Annotated in this window: 14 protein-coding genes; 10 read left to right on the top strand and 4 right to left on the bottom strand. The window is 41.5% G+C overall.

The window, feature by feature from the left end:
* Positions 1–69: 69 nt before the first annotated feature.
* On the bottom strand, positions 70–990 hold the full coding sequence (gene ctlX / locus ACXAC4_RS11095; protein WP_475161511.1) for a citrulline utilization hydrolase CtlX: 921 nt from the start codon (positions 988–990) through the stop codon (positions 70–72).
* A gap of 31 nt (positions 991–1,021) precedes the next feature.
* Positions 1,022–2,143 (bottom strand): ornithine cyclodeaminase, encoded by a 1,122-nt coding sequence (locus ACXAC4_RS11090; protein ID WP_475161507.1) that lies wholly within the window; start codon positions 2,141–2,143, stop codon positions 1,022–1,024.
* 178 nt (positions 2,144–2,321) lie between these two features.
* Here ACXAC4_RS11090 and ACXAC4_RS11085 point away from each other — a divergent pair, with 178 nt between their 5' ends.
* On the top strand, positions 2,322–2,762 hold the full coding sequence (locus ACXAC4_RS11085) for an Lrp/AsnC family transcriptional regulator (RefSeq protein ID WP_058030352.1): 441 nt from the start codon (positions 2,322–2,324) through the stop codon (positions 2,760–2,762).
* Between the two features lie 16 nt (positions 2,763–2,778).
* Here the strand turns inward: ACXAC4_RS11085 and ACXAC4_RS11080 are convergent, their stop codons facing one another.
* Positions 2,779–3,663: a LysR substrate-binding domain-containing protein gene (locus ACXAC4_RS11080; protein ID WP_475161501.1), complete on the bottom strand. Its 885-nt coding sequence runs from the start codon at positions 3,661–3,663 to the stop codon at positions 2,779–2,781.
* 113 nt (positions 3,664–3,776) lie between these two features.
* Between ACXAC4_RS11080 and ACXAC4_RS11075 the strand changes: the two genes are divergently transcribed.
* From ACXAC4_RS11075 to ACXAC4_RS11035, 9 genes are all read left to right on the top strand, one after another.
* A complete protein-coding gene (locus ACXAC4_RS11075) occupies positions 3,777–4,952 on the top strand; it encodes an MFS transporter (RefSeq protein ID WP_475161496.1) in 1,176 nt (391 codons plus the stop codon).
* Between the two features lie 187 nt (positions 4,953–5,139).
* On the top strand, positions 5,140–6,144 hold the full coding sequence (locus ACXAC4_RS11070; RefSeq protein WP_475161494.1) for a cytochrome-c peroxidase: 1,005 nt from the start codon (positions 5,140–5,142) through the stop codon (positions 6,142–6,144).
* Positions 6,145–6,153: 9 nt separating this feature from the next.
* Entirely contained in the window at positions 6,154–7,758 is a 1,605-nt protein-coding gene (locus ACXAC4_RS11065; protein ID WP_475161491.1) for a methyl-accepting chemotaxis protein, read from the top strand.
* 29 nt (positions 7,759–7,787) lie between these two features.
* A complete protein-coding gene (locus ACXAC4_RS11060; protein ID WP_475161489.1) occupies positions 7,788–8,693 on the top strand; it encodes a helix-turn-helix transcriptional regulator in 906 nt (301 codons plus the stop codon).
* A 131-nt stretch (positions 8,694–8,824) separates the two neighbouring features.
* Complete coding sequence (locus ACXAC4_RS11055) at positions 8,825–10,318, top strand: alpha/beta fold hydrolase (protein WP_475161487.1); 1,494 nt, start codon at positions 8,825–8,827, stop codon at positions 10,316–10,318.
* A gap of 104 nt (positions 10,319–10,422) precedes the next feature.
* Positions 10,423–12,777, top strand: a complete 2,355-nt coding sequence (locus tag ACXAC4_RS11050; protein WP_475161485.1) for a leucine-rich repeat domain-containing protein — start codon at positions 10,423–10,425, stop codon at positions 12,775–12,777.
* 42 nt (positions 12,778–12,819) lie between these two features.
* Positions 12,820–13,938, top strand: coding sequence for an HD domain-containing phosphohydrolase (locus tag ACXAC4_RS11045; RefSeq protein ID WP_475161482.1), 1,119 nt, complete (start codon positions 12,820–12,822; stop codon positions 13,936–13,938).
* 119 nt (positions 13,939–14,057) lie between these two features.
* Positions 14,058–15,263, top strand: a complete 1,206-nt coding sequence (locus ACXAC4_RS11040; RefSeq protein ID WP_475161481.1) for a low temperature requirement protein A — start codon at positions 14,058–14,060, stop codon at positions 15,261–15,263.
* 73 nt (positions 15,264–15,336) lie between these two features.
* Positions 15,337–16,341, top strand: coding sequence for an acyltransferase family protein (locus ACXAC4_RS11035; RefSeq protein ID WP_475161479.1), 1,005 nt, complete (start codon positions 15,337–15,339; stop codon positions 16,339–16,341).
* Positions 16,342–16,435: 94 nt separating this feature from the next.
* Here ACXAC4_RS11035 and ACXAC4_RS11030 read toward each other — a convergent pair whose 3' ends face one another.
* The gene (locus tag ACXAC4_RS11030; protein WP_475161476.1) at positions 16,436–18,652 is read right to left on the bottom strand and encodes a TonB-dependent receptor; all 2,217 of its coding nucleotides are present in this window, start codon (positions 18,650–18,652) and stop codon (positions 16,436–16,438) included.
* Positions 18,653–18,790 lie beyond the last annotated feature (138 nt).

Raw genomic sequence — 18,790 nt, 5'->3', positions numbered from 1 at the left:
ATTAATACCAATCCTCAAAATAGCTACCTTAATTAAGAAGATTGGTATAAAACCCTTGATTTAGCAGTGTTAGCGTTTTGACAGATGTATGCCCGCTAGCATGCAGCGAACTGAGCCGCCAGCTAGTTCAATGGCCGAAACATCGAGTGGTACTAACGTGACACTTTGCTCAAGCAATGCTTTTTGCGATTGGCTGAGCGCTGCAAATGCGGTGCTCGACAATGCCAATAAACGTTTAGAACCTGCGTGTAACTCTAGTGCATTACCGCAAAATGCGCCTATTTGCGCTTCCGTTAAATGAATCACTTTTTTGCCAGCAAATTCAAAACGTCGAATGATTTCATCGCGGCGTTTGGTATCTGTCATCATTTCAAACCCAGCTATAACAAAGTCGCTGCCAATACACATCAAGATATTGGTATGGTAAACCGCTTTGCCGTGCTTATCTTGAGCGTCAAACACCATAGGTTCAAAATTAAAGTGCGAACAAAAACGCTCTAATACATGAGAGTCGGTGCGGTTTGAGCGAGCGGCATAAGCGACTCGTTCAATGTGATCTAACACCATGGCCCCCGTACCCTCTAAAAACAGGTTGTCGTACTCAAGGCCAGAATAATCAATCACATCTTGTACGCGATAATGGGCTTTTAAAAATTCGATGACATCACTGCGACGCTCTTTGCGTCTATTTGGTGCGTACATAGGGTAAATGGCAATTTGCCCACCAAGATGGGTCGAAAACCAATTATTAGGAAATACCGAGTCTGGAGTTTCGGTGCTTTCGTCTTCAAAAATATGTACATTAATACCATGACTGCGCAAGGTTTCAGCGGCTCTAGTAACTTGCTCATAGGCTAAACGACTTACCTCAGCGTGGTCGAATTTGCTGCTTGACTGAAAGCTGTTATCACCCGCAGTTTGCTCGTTTGGGCTAAAATGATGCGGTCTTATCATCACCACCGCATTAGGTGCTTGGGGAAATAAACTCATAGTGGTCTCTTATTTTTATATAACTCAGCATCTATGCGCTTGGAGCGCTGTGAGTTTGCGTTAAGCCAAATAAGTTTCTTGGGTCTTCAGGGCTTGCTAATAACTCAATCTGCTGCGCTTCTTGATTCTGTTTTACCAGCTCAAAAATAAATCGCAATGCCGAATAATCTTCAAGTGCAAAACCAACACCGTCAAAAATGGTCAGTTGTGCATCATAGGTGCGACCTGATTTTTCACCCAAAATAACTTGGTACATCTCGGTCACTTTACTGTCGCTTGGTAGTTGCTGAATGTCGCCTTCAATACGCGTTTGTGGTTCGTACTCGACGAAAACGTCTGCGCGATTGAGCAGGGCGGCATCGAGTTCAGTTTTACCCGGGCAGTCGCCGCCAATGGCATTGATGTGAATGCCTTCACCTACCATGTCACTGTTTAAAATGGTGGCATTGCGTTTATCCGCGGTGCAGGTAGTGATGATGTCAGCCCCTTTAATGACCTCTTCGGCTGAGTGGCATATTTCAATATTGAGGTCGTTTTCTTTGCTATAACTTTCTAAGTTATTAAAGCACTTCTTGGTTGCATTAGGCTCTATGTCATAAAGGCGAACATGGGTGACGCCTAATATGGCTTTGAATGCGAGTACCTGAAACTCAGATTGCGCACCACAGCCAATCATCGCCAGCGTTTTACTCTGTTTTGGCGCAAGATATTTAGCCATCATGGCCGATGTTGCAGCTGTTCTGAGTGCTGTCAGTATGGTCATTTCGCTGAGCATCAGCGGGTAACCACTGGCTACATCGCTCAGTACGCCAAATGCGGTAACGGTCTGTAGGCCGATTTTGGTGTTTTTTGGGTGACCGTTCACATATTTAAAGCTGAATTGCTGGTGGTCAGCAACGGGCATCAGCTCGATTACGCCCTCCGCAGAGTGTGCTGCAAAACGGGGTGACTTATCAAAATCAAGCCAGCGTTTAAAATCAGCTTCAAGATACTCAACCATGCCAAGCATCAACTGCTCTACACCATATTGATTAATCAGTGCCAACATATCTGAGACACTCACAAAAGTGATATTTGAAGACTTGATATTTAATGACTCTAAGCCTGCTTGTTCAGCGTTAAAGTGTGTTTTGAACGGGGTTTCTGTGTGCATTTTTACTACCTAGTTAAACGTGGACTTTGAACTTAAGCAAATAATAGAAATGAGTTGAGCTAAACTAAATGTCAAAATATGATACTTTTTGTATTAATTTTTGGCATTTTGCCAGTTCTTTATAAGCAAAGTGATATTTCAACGGCTGAGTAAAGGGCTAATGTAATGGAGAGTAATTTTGGATAATCGAAAACCTTATCTGTTTGATGCCATCGATAAAGAGCTGGTCGCCATTTTAAAAAGTGACGCCAGAGCGCCTGTGGCAAAACTTGCAAAAATACTCGGCGTATCGCGTGGTACAGTACAAAACCGCTTAGATAGGCTGGTAAGTAGTGGGGCAATTTTAGGCTTCACCATTCGCGCGCATGAGCAAATCGAAACAGATGCCATTAAAGCGGTGATGATGATCGAAGTCGTAGGCAAATCGACAACTCAAGTTATTCAAAAGTTACGGGGTATCCCGCAGCTGTTAAAAATGCACACCACCAATGGCGCGTGGGATCTCATCGCAGAAATTCAGACTTCGAACCTACAAGAATTTGATTTAGTGCTTCGAGAAGTGAGAGCCATTGATGGGGTATTGAATTCAGAAACCAGTATTTTGCTAAGCTCTGTCTAATTTAAGCTCGGTTTAATTATAGAGTGAGCCTCGGTGAGAAAAAGTCGATAAAAGCGTTTATACGCGCCGAGACGCTGGAGTTCTTATAATACACCGCATGGATTTCTTCTCTTGGATTCGGAGTTTGCAACGCACTAGGGAGCACTTCAACTAAACGCCCTGATCTTAGGTCGTCGTGCACCATAAAGTTTGAAAGCAGAGACAGACCATTACCAGCTAGGGTCAGCTGTCTTACAGATTCGCCGTTACTGGCAAATAAACTTGGTTTTATGCGTGCAGGCTCTTTCAAAGGCCAGTTATTGAGTTTAGGTGCTTCTGCAAAACCGATAAGGGTATGCGCCGAGAGTTCATGGCTGTTTTTAGGTGTTCCGCATTCAACAAGGTATTCAGGACTTGCAACAATGCGTAATGGGCTGGCTCCTAGCTTTTTCGCATACAGGTTTGAATCAGACAGTCGACCAATGCGAATAGCCACATCAGTCTTTTTCTCAATGAGATCAACAATATTCTCATGGGTGATCAGCTCTAGCTGGATCTGAGGATATGCTTGTTTAAATACTTTAACCCAAGGGATTATTTGATGGAACATAAAAGGGCTAGCCGCATCCACTCTAAGTGGGCCACTGGGGGATCGCTTATTTACACTGAGTGCCGCTGTGCCTTCTGATAAAATGGCGAGGCTTTGTTTTGCAAAAGTTAAAAATGTTTGCCCATCTTCGGTTAAATCAATTTTTCTGGTGGTTCTGTTAAACAGCGTGACATTTAATATGCTTTCTAATCGGGCAATTGCGCGGGAGATCTTGGCGACTTGCGTATTATGAAAGTTGGCAGCAAGGGTAAAGCTCTGAGACTCGGCCACAGTCACAAATATTTCTAAATCTTCAGTCTTTGGTTGCGCCATTTTATATGTTCACTTTTACAATAATCACAAAAGTATTTTGAGATTATTGCTGTTTTTGTCAATTTAAATTTTCTCCAAAATACCCTCACTTTAATTATGTGAGGAATCTAATTATGCCTTTGGCTTTATTCGCGCTGACCCTCAGTGCTTTTGCAATTGGCACCACTGAGTTTGTGATTGTCGGTTTGGTGCCGACCATAGCTGCAGACTTGGGCGTGTCTTTACCTTCCGCGGGTTTATTGGTGAGTTTATATGCGCTGGGTGTTGCGGTTGGTGCACCCGTATTAACTGCACTGACAGGAAGGTGGGATCGCAAGTTGGTGTTGCTGACATTAATGGCGCTGTTTGTGGCGGGCAATTTGTTAGCTTGGCAAGCACCTAGCTATGAGTCTTTAATCACAGCGCGTATTCTCACAGGCTTAGCCCATGGGGTATTTTTCTCAATTGGCTCAACCATAGCAACAAGCCTAGTGAGCAAAGACAAAGAAGCCAGCGCCATTGCCATTATGTTTACAGGTTTAACGGTTGCGCTTGTAACGGGTGTGCCGCTGGGCACTTGGATAGGGCAAGAGCTGGGCTGGCGAGCAACGTTTTTAGTGGTATCAGTACTTGGCTTTATTGCGTTGATCGGTAGTGCTATTTTGGTACCAAAAAACCTCAAACAGTCTGCGCCTGCGAAAATAACGGAACAATTAAAAGTGTTAACACAACCAAGGCTACTACTTGTGTATGCGATGACAGCAGTTGGATATGGCGGCACATTTGTGGCATTCACTTACTTAGCGCCAATTTTAGAGCAAGTATCTGGTTTCGCCTCAAGTTCAATTGGTTTGATCATGCTGGTGTATGGCGTTTCAGTGGCAGTGGGTAACATTTGGGGTGGTAAGCTTGCTGACAAAATGGGTCCTGTCAAAGCATTGCAACTTATATTTTCTGCTCTGGCATTGGTTTTAATGGTCTTTACTTTCACAGCGCAAAGCCAAATAGGCGCAGTGTTGACCGTCTTAATTTGGGGCGCATTTGCGTTTGGTAATGTGCCAGGCCTGCAAGTTTATGTGGTGCAACTGGCAGAGAAGCACACCCCAAACGCTGTGGATGTTGCATCAGGACTCAATATCGCCGCATTTAATGTTGGCATCGCATTTGGTTCTGTTGTGGGTGGTGTCATTGTTGAAGACATGGCTTTAACAGATACAGCTTGGATAGGCGCAGCAATTGTGGTGTTGGCACTCGCACTAACTCGTTTCTCAGGTTATTTAGATAACCGCGCCGAAAAATGTTTGGTCTAACCGTTAGATAAATGCTACTGGTTTGAGACACGTTAACTTCAAAAGGGCATACGTAATTGTTTGCCCTTTTGCGCATGTTTGAGATAGGCATTTTTGTTAAGAACATGTGATCTTATTTTGTTTTGATGAAATTTATTCTCGTTTTGTCCTGTCTTTTACCCTATGCAATTCTAAATGGACAAGAAATATGGGTAATATCAAATATACAGCATTGAAAGGGATAAGTTTTTTGATGCTATTAAGTGTGGGGTTATTGGCGAATGCAAGTTCTTTAAAAGCAGAATATAAAAGGCCATCTTCTATTCCATTTCCTGCTGATAACCCATATTCGGTTGAAAAAGCGGCTTTAGGAAAAATGTTATTCTTTGATCCAAGGCTGAGCAAAAATCACAATATGACGTGTGCCACTTGTCATAATCCAAGTTTTGGCTGGGAGGATGCGACGGCGACCTCTATTGGTGCGCAAAACTCTCATTTAGATAGACACTCACCGACCATTATTAATATGGCTTGGGGGTCTTCTTTTTTTTGGGATGGTCGCGCGCGTACGCTTGAAGAACAAGCTTTGGGGCCGATTGAGAGCGCGGTGGAAATGAACTTACCTATAGACGAAGCGGTGCGCCGCTTATCTGAGGTACAAAGTTATCAAGCGTGGTTTCAGCGAGTGTTTCCTCAAGAGGGGATTAATAGTAAAAATATTCGTAAAGCGATTGCGACTTTTGAGCGAACCATAGTTTCAGGGCAAGCCCCGTTTGATCTTTGGGTCGAAGGGGATGAGAGTGCCATATCAGAATCGGCAAAGCGTGGTTTTGCATTGTTTAATGGTAAAGCTGAATGTGCAAGCTGCCATAGTGGTTGGAATTTTACCGACAATAAGTTTCACGATATTGGCTTACAGACTGCCGATAAAGGCAAAGGCAAGCTGACAGGTTTAGCGAAAGATGCATTTGCATTTAAAACGCCAAGTCTTAGGAATATCAGTCAGCGCGCACCCTATATGCATCAAGGTCAATTCAAAGATTTGAGAAGTGTTTTAGTGCACTACATATCTGGGGGGATCCGTCGTGATAGCCTCTCTGAGCTGATGAAGCCAGTCCCGCTGACGCTTTCTGAACTCGATGATCTCGAGGCATTTCTGATGACCTTAACCGGTCGAGATGCAGCGGTTAGCCTACCCATTTTACCGCTTTAGGAGAGCAAGATGACAATACGACATAAACTTCTAGCCAGCTTTATAACCTTGCTCGTGGTATTTTCTGCATTATGTTTGTATTTAACGTATGCATTACACAAGCAAGGTGAGCAAACCATATTTGCGTTTAATCAGCCTTTAAATGCCGTTAATAGCTCAAGCGCAGCTGCCAATATTTTTAGACAGGCAAGCAATTTTTCTGCAGATGTACTGGCTTTTAAAACACCTAGAAATAGTGAGCAAGTTGCAGCTGAATTTACCCATTTTCAATCTGAGTTTGAATCGCATCTAAGTCAGGCCAAAGCAAGCAGCTTAACAGAGAGCGCGATGGAACTAAGCTCTGAAATTTTAACTTTATCAGAGCAATGGTTTGCGCAAACAAAGCATCACCTTTCAGGTGGTGCGCAGAGCGCACTCCTAGATTTAAGGGTGTTAAACTCTCTTGAAACAGATATCCAAACTCGCTTAACTAAGCTTGCAAACGAGACGCAAGCTTCTGCGCAGCAGCTTGCAGAGCAAGTGACAAGTGATATAGATGCGCAGATGTTGAGTGTGTTTATATTATTGTCGGTGATCGCGTTAGTGGCGATAGTTTCTGTGTTCTTTTTAACGTCGAGTTTGCTTAAGCCTTTACTCAATTTGAAAGATGCCGTAGTTGAATTAGCGCGTGGTGATGGCGACCTCACTCGTCGTTTAACGATCCAGAGGCAAGATGAAGTCGGTCAATTGTCATCGGAATTTAACCTTTTCATAGAAAAAGTACATCAATCAGTTTTAGCTATCAGCGAGTCGGTCTCTCAAACTCAACAGAAAGTACATGAGTTTTCAGCTATTTCTCAACAAACTCAAGAAGGTACCTCTGAGCAAAAAAATAAAATAGAAAGCATAAGCACTGCCATGGAGCAGGTTATTCTGTCTGTATCATCAGTCAGCGATTCCAGCCTACAAGCACAGCAGCAAGCAGGCAATATCTATCAAGATACCGAACAAGGCGTCTGCTTAATCAATCAAACCCATCAAGATATGTTAGGACTGGCAAATAAAGTAGAGCAAGCCAGTGATGTCATTTTTGAGTTAAGCCATTCAAGTAGTGAGATAGGGAGTGTATTAGAAGTCATAGAGACGATTGCAGAGCAAACCAATTTATTAGCTCTGAATGCAGCCATTGAAGCCGCACGAGCAGGCGAGGCGGGGCGAGGATTCTCAGTGGTTGCTGATGAAGTTCGTAACTTAGCAATGAAAACGCAAGAGTCTACACTGAATATTCAAAAGACTGTCTCTAAAATCCAGCAGCAAGCTGCTACGGCAAAAGACATGATGGAGCAAGGTAGAGAAGAAGCAAGGGTATGTGCTGACAAAAACCAGCAGCTGGCAGTTGCACTTGAACAAATACTAAACCGAGCTGGGGATATTAAGTCTACCAGTGATGTAGTGAGCGAACATACTAAGCAACAAGATAAAGCCATTAACCATGTTAATCAGTTCTTAAGCAGTATTGTGAGTATTGCTGATGACACAGCACAGGGTAGCTTGCACCTGCAAAATAATAGTAACGAAGTGATAGCCTCAATGCTGCGAGTTGAAGCCAAAGTGGGTGAATTTAAGTTATGCTGATTGAATTAGTAGCCTTGGAGTAAATAGCAATGCGTTCTGAGCTTAAGTTCTATGATTTTGAAAATCATCATTTGTCTGATTGTGGTGACGTGCTAGACATCGAGTTTTCCGGCGCTGCTTTGAACTGTGCTGAAGTGGTACTTGAAAAAGGCTCGTCGCCACATTTTTACCCGAGTAATGTTTATACCCCTTATTTTTATTTTGCTTTGGCGCTAGAAAAAGATTTGAGTTGGCAGGTGTCGACAGATGAAGGGGTGACGGCGCTAAAGACAACACCGGGCAATATATGGATTAACCCACCAAAAACGCCTTTCACTCATAATATTTCAGAACCTTGTTTCTTTTTGATTTTAGCGATTGATGAGCAGACCTTTTTGCAGCATTGCCCGCTTGATTTAAAAGGTAAGCAGTTACAATTCTTAAACAATTACAATGTAGAAGATGAAACAATTAAAGGGATCATGGAACTCTTTGTTTTAGAGGCAAAAAATAAAGGCAGAAATGGGCGGGTTTTCCTTCATAATCTGATTGCTCTATTAGCGAATCATTACATTACGCATTACTCGAACTTTAAAGACTTGCAAGAAGAGCGGGTTAATCAATCAAAGTTAACTCAGCATCATATAGAAAAAATAGATAGATACATTGAAAACCATGTGAGCGAAACCATACATGTTGATGATTTAGCTGATTTACTTAATTGTAGTAAGTTCTATTTTCTTAGAGAATTTAAGAAGCTCATGAATGTCACCCCATACCAGTACTTATTAAATTATCGTATGAGTCTTGCGAGACAATTGCTGATGAACAGTAACCCAAATATCGCGGAAATAACCGGTTTGTTAGGTTTTAATGACCAGTCACATTTTACGCGTGTATTTAAATCTCATTTCGGTAATACTCCCGGCCAATATATTAAAGAAGTAAACAAATAAACGCCGAGCAATATTGTTCTAAACGTCGAGCAGTATTGTGCAATCTCTGATTTCACTCTGTTGATAATCTAAACCCAATTCAAAGCAAACTCATTTGAGTTTGCTATTTAGGTTTAATTAGGAGTGAGCATATGAAAACCCCCATTAATAAACTCAGTGTTATTTCAGTATGTCTACTGAGCTTGTTTTCATTTCATGAAACCCAAGCAAATACATTATCTCAGTCACAAATACATCGTCTTGAGCAATTAGAAACTCAGCAGCAGGTGAAGCAAGTGGTTGTTGAAATGGTCAATGCAATTGACAGCAAGCAGTGGTCAAAAGCACAAAGTCACTTTGCTGATAAGGTATTTGTGGATTATTCAAGTATGACAGGGCAAGCAGGCAGTGAAGTCGCAGCTACAGACTTGGTGGGCGGTTGGCAAAGCTTATTAGCTCAAGTCGAGACACATCATCTTTTGAGCAATTTTGATATTCAAGTTGATGGCAATAACGCACAAATGTATTCACATGTTTATGCTAGCCACACGGCCCAGAATATTCCTTACTGGGATATTTATGGTCGCTATTTTCATAAATTACAAAAAGTCGATGAACAGTGGCTGATAACAGATATGACCTTACTCACACATGGTCAAAAAGGTAACTTAAATTTTCTTCAAGAGGTGAGTCAAATGCAGCAAGCTGACAATTCAGGTAATGATGCAAAGTCATTAGTGCAAAAAGTATCGTTTTTAAGTGAAGGCGAAAAAGTGGTGGGCGACCTGTATTTACCCAAAGATTTCGATGCTAATAAATCATATCCGGCGATTATTGTGTCAGGCAGTTGGACAACGGTTAAAGAGCAAATGGCGGGCTTATATGCTGAAAAGTTATCTCAACAAGGTTTTATTGCATTGGCTTTCGATTTTAGAAACTTTGGAGAAAGTGAGGGAGAGACGCGCTTTTACGAGAACCCAAAACAAAAGGTGATTGATATTAAGCATGCAGTAAGCTTTGTTCAAACTTTACCTGTGGTAGACAAAGATAAAGTTGGTGCACTAGGGATCTGTGCAGGTGCAATGTACACCTTAATGGCTGCGTCTGAAGATAGTCGAATAAAATCAGTGGTAACAGCTGCGTCATGGTTGCATGATGCAGAGGCAGTAAAAATGTTTTATGGCGGTGAAGCAGGCGTGAAAGCAAAAGTAACGCAAGCCCAGCAAGCAAAGAAAAAATACCAATTAACGGGAGAAATTGAGTACATTCCAAGTATTTCGACTACAGACGAATCTGCTGCCATGTATGGCCCTTATGACTATTATTTGAATTCTGAAAGAGGGGCGATACCTCAGTGGAGCGATGATAAATTTGCGGTCATGACATGGGAAGATTGGCTAACACTTGATCCTATGCCGAGTGCAAAAGCACTGACAACACCAACCTTAATGGTTCATTCAGATGGGGCAGTGTTACCTCACTATACAAAGCAATATTTTGAAAATATTGCGGCAAGTGACAAGAAGCTACATTGGATAGACACTGAATTGGAATCGCCTTATCACCAATTTAGCTTCTATGATCAAGTTGAAGAGGTTAATGAATCAATTAACGAAGCGACAAAATGGTTTAATCAACACCTGTAAGAAATATAGTGCCCTGAGATCTTCAGGGCGCTTGTTGCTGGAAGCTTTTTTATGATGTTCACGTTACAATAACGGCTCTTAAATCTACATAGACGATAATAGTTATGAAGCGGTCTTATCTGAGCATATTTTTATTAGCAATATTCTCTTTATCTGGGTGTGGAGGTGGCTCAGGCTCAGAAGGTGATACTTCGACTGGCTCAATTCAGACTTATTCTGTCTCTGTTGATATAAATAGTAATGGCAGCATAGATAAAAATTCAGCGCAAGTGAAAGTGGGTGAGACAGTAACCTTTGAAATTACCCCCGATGATGGGTTAGTGATTGATGCTGTTTCTGGCTGCGGCGGAAGTTTATCGGGCACCACATATACAACTGGTGCAATTAATGAAAACTGTGTCGTAAAAGTCAGTTTTAAACTAAAACCTTTACTGGTTTCGACGAACGTAGCAGAGGGGGGCACTATCTCCCCCAGCTTTGCCGAAGTTATTCAAAATAGAATTCAAAGCTTTCAAGTTTCTCCTAATGAAGATCAGCTAGTTGAGTCGGTCAGTGGTTGTGGCGGTGAATTAAGAGATAATAATGTATATGTTACTGCGCCCGTGACTGAAAACTGTGAGGTTAAAGTGGTGTTCAAGCCAAAACTGGTGCTTGCAGAGATAATACAAGATCCGGCTTTATTGGCATGTACACAGGCCTCAGGTTATAAGTATGCAACCGATATTGCCGAACTTGCTTGTGATAGTGAGGTGACATCGTTAGATGTATTACCATCACTGCCAAAACTGACAACTTTGAGGCTTGTAAATAGCCAAGTTCAGCAACTTGATGTTTCAAAAAATCCAGCCCTAACAAGCATTTCACTTGTTAATACACGAATTACAAACTTAGATTTACAAGCGAACACGCAGCTCACAGCCCTCCACATCGAAAATAGCCCACTTTCACAAATCAATATTAGCGCTAATTTAGTCATGAGTGAGCTGACGGTAATTAATACATCACTGAACAACATTGATGTGACCAATAACTCCGCATTGAATAAGGTGGCGCTAACGACGAATCAGCTCACAGAGCTAGATATCTCAAATAACCCACAGCTCCTTGAACTAAGAGTGGAAGAAAACCAACTTACTAACCTCGATATGAGTAATGCACCTCTGCTGCAAGATTTACGAGTCGACAATAATAATCTCTCAGTTTTAGATATCTCAAGCAATCTTGCACTTGAAGCATTAAGAGCATCAAACAATCAGCTTCAAACAATTGATACGAGAGTAAACTCTGCATTGTCAGTTTTAAGCCTAGGAAGAAACTTAATCTCAACAATAGATGTATCAAAGAATCTGGCGTTAACGGATTTAAGGTTGTTTGGGAATCAGCTGACGGCACTTGATATCTCAAAAAATACTCAGCTGACGCGTTTAAGCTTGTATGAGAATCAGCTAAAAGAACTTGATATTGCTAATAATTTAAATCTAACTGAGCTAAGTGTGGGCAGCAATCAACTGAGTGATATTGATATCAGTCAGCATGCGAAATTAGTGTCTCTTAAATTGTATAGAAATAACTTTTCTCAAGTTGATATTGCGAATAATCTTGCTTTAAAAACGCTGAATTTGGGCGGAAATACATTAGGTTCAATTGATGTCTCTAAGCATACTGATCTAGAAGAACTGAGTTTGTATGAAACAGGCCTAAGTAACATTGATATTTCTAACAACCTTGTTCTAAAAGCACTCAATTTAGGTGGAAATGACTTAGGCAATATTGATGTTTCAAAGCATGTTTTACTTGAAGAGTTAAACCTTTATGAGACTAATTTAACCAGTATTGATGTGTCAAAAAACACATTGTTAACAGAGCTTAGTTTGTATTCATCAAGCAGCAGTAGCACGCCTAATGATTTAAAAGAGCTCAATTTGGCTAATAACACCAAATTAATAACCTTGAGTTTGGGCGGTAACAAGAACTTACCTAACTTAGACTTAAGCGCGAATGCTGAGCTGGAGTCATTAAAACTCTACAGTATGGAGCTCACTGAGATTGACCTTGCAAAGCATGAAAAACTTAAAGAGCTGAACTTAAATTTCAATAACCTAAACACTGTAGATTTAAGCAATAATATTGACCTTGAAAGCTTAAACCTGAAGAGCAACAATTTAACTCAACTTAACCTCACCGAGTTGACAGCATTAAAGGTTTTAAACTCAGAGAATAATGCCATCGATTCCTTAGATTTGTCTTCACACAGTCTGCTCACGGAACTTTTATTGACCAATAATCAGTTGTCAGAAATAGACTTATCGAGCAATGTTGCTCTAGAAAAGTTATATCTAGAGAGTAATAACTTAACCGAAATTGACTTAAGTAATAATACACAGCTTAAAGCTGAGAATATAAAGTTAGATGCTGGTGTAACGTGTAAAGGAGATGTTTGTCCAAATCTTGGAGAATAGAGCATGAATGACGTATGCTTTAGGTGAGTATATGGAGGTTATATGGAAGTGAACTTAAGGCAGACATTAGCAACTAGAGAATATTTTACTGTTCGCGGCGTGTATCAAGACTTCTTAGAGCTAGTTGTCGAAATAAGTGAAAGTACAATTGGCTATTTCCATTTATACGATGATGACACCCAAACGCTGCAACTGAATATCTGGTCTAAGAGTGTACTGACTTATTGCTCAGCAGTGAATGAATCCCATTACCCTTTATCTGAGGCTGGCATATGGGGAGATGCAATTCGACAAAACCAAGCGGTCATCCATAATGCGTATCCATCTCTAAAAACGAAAAATCAGTTACCTGAAGGCCATTTTCCACTAGAGAACCATGTTGCGTTTCCTATTCGCTTAGAAAACAAAATCGTAGCAGTACTTGGTATTGGAAATAAAAGTACAGACTATACAAATCAACAGGTTGCTCAGATTGAAAAACAGGTTGATGCATTGTGGGACATTGTTTGTAAGAAGGTGGGTGATATTGTTAAACGAGAAAAGCTGTTAGAAGAAGAGTTTGCTAAATACAGCTCTCATCAAGTATTACTCGAAATGCTTAAGGCGATTTCTCATAGTTTAGAGATGCGAGACCCATATACCGCAGATCATCAAAAGCATGTGGCATATATTTGCTCAGAAATCGCTGCAAAACTCGCTCTGCCTGAGAAACAGAAAATGGGTTTGTATATTGGCGCGCTAATTCATGATATCGGCAAATCAAATATTCCCACAATGATCTTAACCAAGCCTTCAAAACTAATGCCCGAAGAACTGGCGTTGTTAAGAACCCATCCAGCCAGTGGACTTGAAATATTTAAAGAGTGTCATTTCCCTTGGCCTATTCAAGAAATGATAGGTCAGCATCATGAACGACTTGATGGCAGCGGTTACCCTCAAGGCCTAATTGAAAATCAAATTTGCTTAGAAGCAAAAATTATCGCAGTGGCCGATACTTTTGATGCAATGGCAAATGATAGACCTTATCGCAAGGCCCGAGGAGCGCAAGCGGCTATTAAAGTGCTTAAAGAGGGGCGAGGCACTGTGTACGACCCCTATGTGGTTGATGCCTTTATGGCGTGTTTTGAGCTTGATCCAACCTTTGCTGGCATTTACGAATAGGGCTGCCGGTTTTGTTGGTTAGTATAATCTTGAGAGAAGATTAGGTTACTAAAAAGAGACTAGTTGTTAAATTAAACAGTCAATCTAAAATTAGTTTAAAGCAATAACAGGTATAAAAAATGGCTTTAGACAAACACCCAATGTGGAAAGCACCACAGCATCATATGGACAGTGACCATCAACATGATCATGTTCATTGGATTGAATTATTTTATGACTTAATCCATGTGGTCATTATATTCTTGCTCGGTAATTACTTGAGTGACCATTTAAACCCCATTGGTTTTGCAATTTTTACTGGGGTATTTATTGCAATCTGGTTTGCTTGGGCAGATTCCAGTGTCTTCAACTCCCTCTATGTCAGTACCGATATCAAACACCGTTTTATTATGAGCAGCCAAATTGTCACTGCTATGGTTATGGCGGCTTCTATTCCCCATATTCATGATAAGGGGTGGATGTACTTTGCTCTTGCCTACTCAGCGAACCGCTTTATAACTGCCTATTTATATTATCGAACTGATAGGTTGGGGATTGAAGAAACCGTATTGGCAAATAAAGTCAGTAAAAATTTTGCGGCTTTGGCGGTTATTTTTGCAGTTAGTGCGTTTATTCCTGCCCCTTACAACTACCTTTTATTTGCTCTTGGCATAATCAGCATTCAACTTTTGTACATGCTACCAAAAATAGGTGTTTTAGAATGCAGTCGGTTTTTACCCCGCCTTGGTCATATGTCAGAGCGATTCGCGTTACTTGTGTTAATTGTGCTGGGTGAAGGCTTTTTTAAGTTGGTGATCACCTTATCTGAGAAAGGCATTTATAAAGTAAGCCCTGATGTTTTAGTTAACTTCATTTTTGGTGGGATCTCTGTATTTGTTTTATGTTGGATATATTTTGATTTTGTAGGTAATGGCAAGCCAAAAAATACAAAAAAATGGACGCTCGTAAGCTGGTGGCTGGCCCACTTATTGGTTATGTTGGCTGCCGTAATGATAGGTGTAGCCTTATCAGGAGAAGTTAAAGTAGGGTTTTGGGAGCCTTACCCACTTAAGTATGCAACGATCGGGTGTATCGGTCTGGCTGTTTATTTGCTCAGCTTATTTTGGATACAAAAGAATATTGAATATCGTGTCGCACATCGATTTGCGACAGCCAAAATTCGATTCTTAGGCGTTTTTTTAGCGATGATCACTTTGGTTGTTGTGCCATTTGTGCCTTCTTTAATTGGTAATTTGTTATGGGGCAGTGCACTGTTTTCGCAAATCGCCATCCCAGTCTCAAAAGCTTATTTCACTTTTCAAAAAGAAGAAGCGTCTGAGCCCTAATAATAAAAATGACAAAGGCAGCTAATTTCGTTAGGGTTTTTAGCTGAAACTTTATAAAAATAAGAATATTAGTTTGCAGATCAGAAGACTTAACACTATACGCGCGCTTGCGGCCATCATTGTTCTAATTACTCACTTTAGTGATAAAACCGACTGGTTGGGTGGCATTTTAGGAGGGCGAGCAGGGCAGTACGGCGTCATGCTGTTTTTTATGTTAAGTGGGTTTTTAATGGCGTACTTGTATGCCGACAAGCCATTTAATCCGGTCAAGGTTAAAACTTATTTAATGGCGCGTATTGCCCGGGTTTTACCTTTGTATTTGTTAGTGGTGCTGGTGTCATTTGGCACGCTACAGCTTGGGTTTCAAAGCTTATATGACATACCTGATAGCAGTGCCTTGCTCTCACATTTGTTGTTTTTAAAAGGCGACAGTGTGCTTTGGACTATTGCCCCTGAAATTCATTTTTATCTACTTTTTGTGTTGCTTTGGGGCATTGCACGATGGCGTTTTGGCTACATACATTTACTGGTATTTATTTGTTTGCTCGGACTATTTTTATCTAACTTTCCAAGGCCAATAGGGCAATTATTTGAACTTGCTTATGACCTGCATATTTTTAGAAGCCTGCCGTACTTTTTAGTGGGGGGGCTATTTGGCTTACATTACGATAAAGCTCACATTCCTGATTATTTAAAAAGCCATGGCTTCGTTTTGATGCTCGGCGGCATTGTCTTGCTATACCCTGATCTAAGCTCTGTACGATTTAATAGTGTGTATCGTATGTGGCTCAGTTATGAAGTGTTACTGATGATGTCGACTATTTTCTTTGCGTTGGTGTATTTAGTGCCCGATAAAAATGTGATTTTAGAAAACAAACTAGGCGACTTTCTTGGCAAGATTTCGTTCTCTTTATACTTGCTGCACATGCCAATATTGACGCAAGTAGTTAAGTTAGAGGTATCAGTATTAATGCAGTTGTGGGTTTTTATTGGTTTATCTGTTTTGGCGGCGACGCTCAGTTATCAGCTGTTCGAAAGACCTGTTGCCAAGCTAATTAGGGGGAGAGTAAAACCTTAATTATCGGTAGCACCGACTTTATGTCGGGTCACTTTAGAGGCTAAAAAACAAAACGGGGCAAATGGCCCCGTTTTAGTATTAGCTTAATAGCGAATTAGAATGTTGCGCGGTAGCGTACACCAAATTCGCTTGCATCATTGCTCTTGATCACAAGTAGGTAATCACCAGTATTTAAGCGTGCATCATCATAACGCTCATCAAAGACGTTACGACCGTATAGTGATACGTCCCAGTTTGCATTTGCAGGCGCGTAAGAGATATCGAAGTTCACTGTTGTGCGGCTATCAACTTGCGTCATGCGAAGTGGATCTGAGCTTGGCTCACCGTACATGCTGTCACGGAAAGATACGTCAAAGCGGCTTGTTATTGTCGCGTTGTTTTCAAGTTCAAACGAATATGACGGGCTAAGTGATGCAGTCCACTCTGGTGTAAGCGGCGCAACTGGCTTAACGCCATTTTGTTCTTCAACGTCTACGTCCATAAAGCCAAAGCTTGAGTGAAGCGTGAAGTTATCAGTTACGTAATAGGTGCTTTCAAATTCAACGCCGCGAGACGTTTGCTCGACGATCAGGTTATTGGTATCAAAACCAGTCTCTGTTGACGTGTTTACTTGGTAAGGTAGGTCGTCATACTCGGTGTTGAAAAATGCCACACTCATGCTGAAATCATCTGTTAACTGGCCTTTGAAACCTGTTTCGTAGTTGATTGCACTGATGTTATCACTCGCCATAAATGCGTTGTTTGCACGGACAATTGCAGTAGCTTCAGGGTTATCAAAACCACCTGCACCGAAGAATTGACCGATTAAGAAGTAAGGGCGCGCAGGGTACTGACCTGATTGGTAACCAGTTTGTACTGTACCGTACCAGTTTAGACCGTTTTCAAACGTGTAGTTTGCAGCGACTTCATAAGACACTTCGTCCCATTCACGGCTTGAGTGAATAGTACCAACTGGGTCAAATACGTTTGTTGAAGCTGACTTTTCATCTTCTGTGTAACGCACACCACCAGATAGACGTAACTCATCAGTTGCATCGTAACCCACGTTTACGAATACAGCGCGGCTTGTCGTTTCTTGGTCAAGCTCAAGTTTTGTTGGGCCGCCATTGAACTGTGCTTCAGTGTCGCTTTGACGGTTGCTACCTTCTTCGTTAAACCAGTAAACACCCGTTACGAAGTCAACAGAGCCTAAATAACCTGTTAATTGTAGTTCAACAGAGGTTTGATCTGCTGTACCACGCTCTGGGTAGTGGTCTAGTTTTACTGCCGTACCGTCGTCATCAAGACCTGCTTTGTATTCTGATGAACGCTTAGAGAAGATGAATTTAGTACCAAGATCAGCGTTGATATCGTATTCAGCCGTTAAAGAAATGCCGTTTGCTTTGTTTGAAACGGTTGCAGTTTCAATGGTGCTGGTTGCATTGTCATATGGGTCAGCTGCAACGTCGGCGTTTGTTAAACCGCTTTGCGCTAAACGACCGTTTGGTAGTTCGTCAATTAATGTTGTGAATGGACGCGTACCGCCTTCACCATCGTTTGCATCAGCTGTGAATACCAAACGTAAGTCTTCGCTTGCATTGTATTTTACAGAAAGACGACCGTGGAATTCTTGGTTTTCGCCCACATCGTATTCAGCATTTGGCAAGTTGATGAACTCACCTAAACCACCGCGACGGTTAAAGCCCATGTTGAAGTTAAACGCTAAGTCTTCAGTCACTGCTTGGTTAGTGAAGATGCTGCCTTTTAAGCGACCACGAGTACCCACTTCAGCACTTACTTTAGTAACTGCAGCTTGATCTGGCTGTTTAGTGATGATGTTGATTGCACCACCGATTGAGTTACGTCCGTAAAGTGTGCCCTGAGGACCACGAAGTACTTCGATACGCTCGATGTTTGCTAGGTTCCAGTTTTGACCTACTTGGCGACCTAAGTAAACGCCATCAACGTAAACACTTACGCCTGGATCTGTAGTGATAAGGTGATCTTGCAGACCAATACCACGGATGAACGGGTTCGCAGATGAGTTGTGGCCTGCTGAGAAGCCAGTGATATTTAAGTTAGGAACAAACTTGCCTACATCAGTGATGTCAGAAATACCTTGTGAATCAAGGTCATCACCTGAGAATGCACTCATCGCAATTGGCACTTCATAAATAACTTGCGAACGTTTTGTTGCTGTTACTGTAATTGCTTCGATTTTTTTGTCTTCAGCTTTAGCTTCGTCAGCCATTACCGAAGTTGAAGAGAAGCTGGTCAGTGCAAAGGCCATCGCCGCAGCGATAGGAGATAAATTGCGTACAGGGGTGCTCATATTTATTCCTCAAGAAACTGTGTTTTAAATCTCGTGTGTGTGTTGGTTTCTTGCGAGGTGACTCGCCAACCTAGTGGAATAGCAGAGAAATGAGATTTTAATTTATAAAACACACGCGCACAAAAACGCCATCACCTT

This window comes from Pseudoalteromonas sp. AWM4_233 (assembly GCF_056158285.1).
The sequence above is the reverse complement of the archived record's forward strand: the minus strand, read 5'-3'. Positions and strand labels throughout refer to the sequence as shown.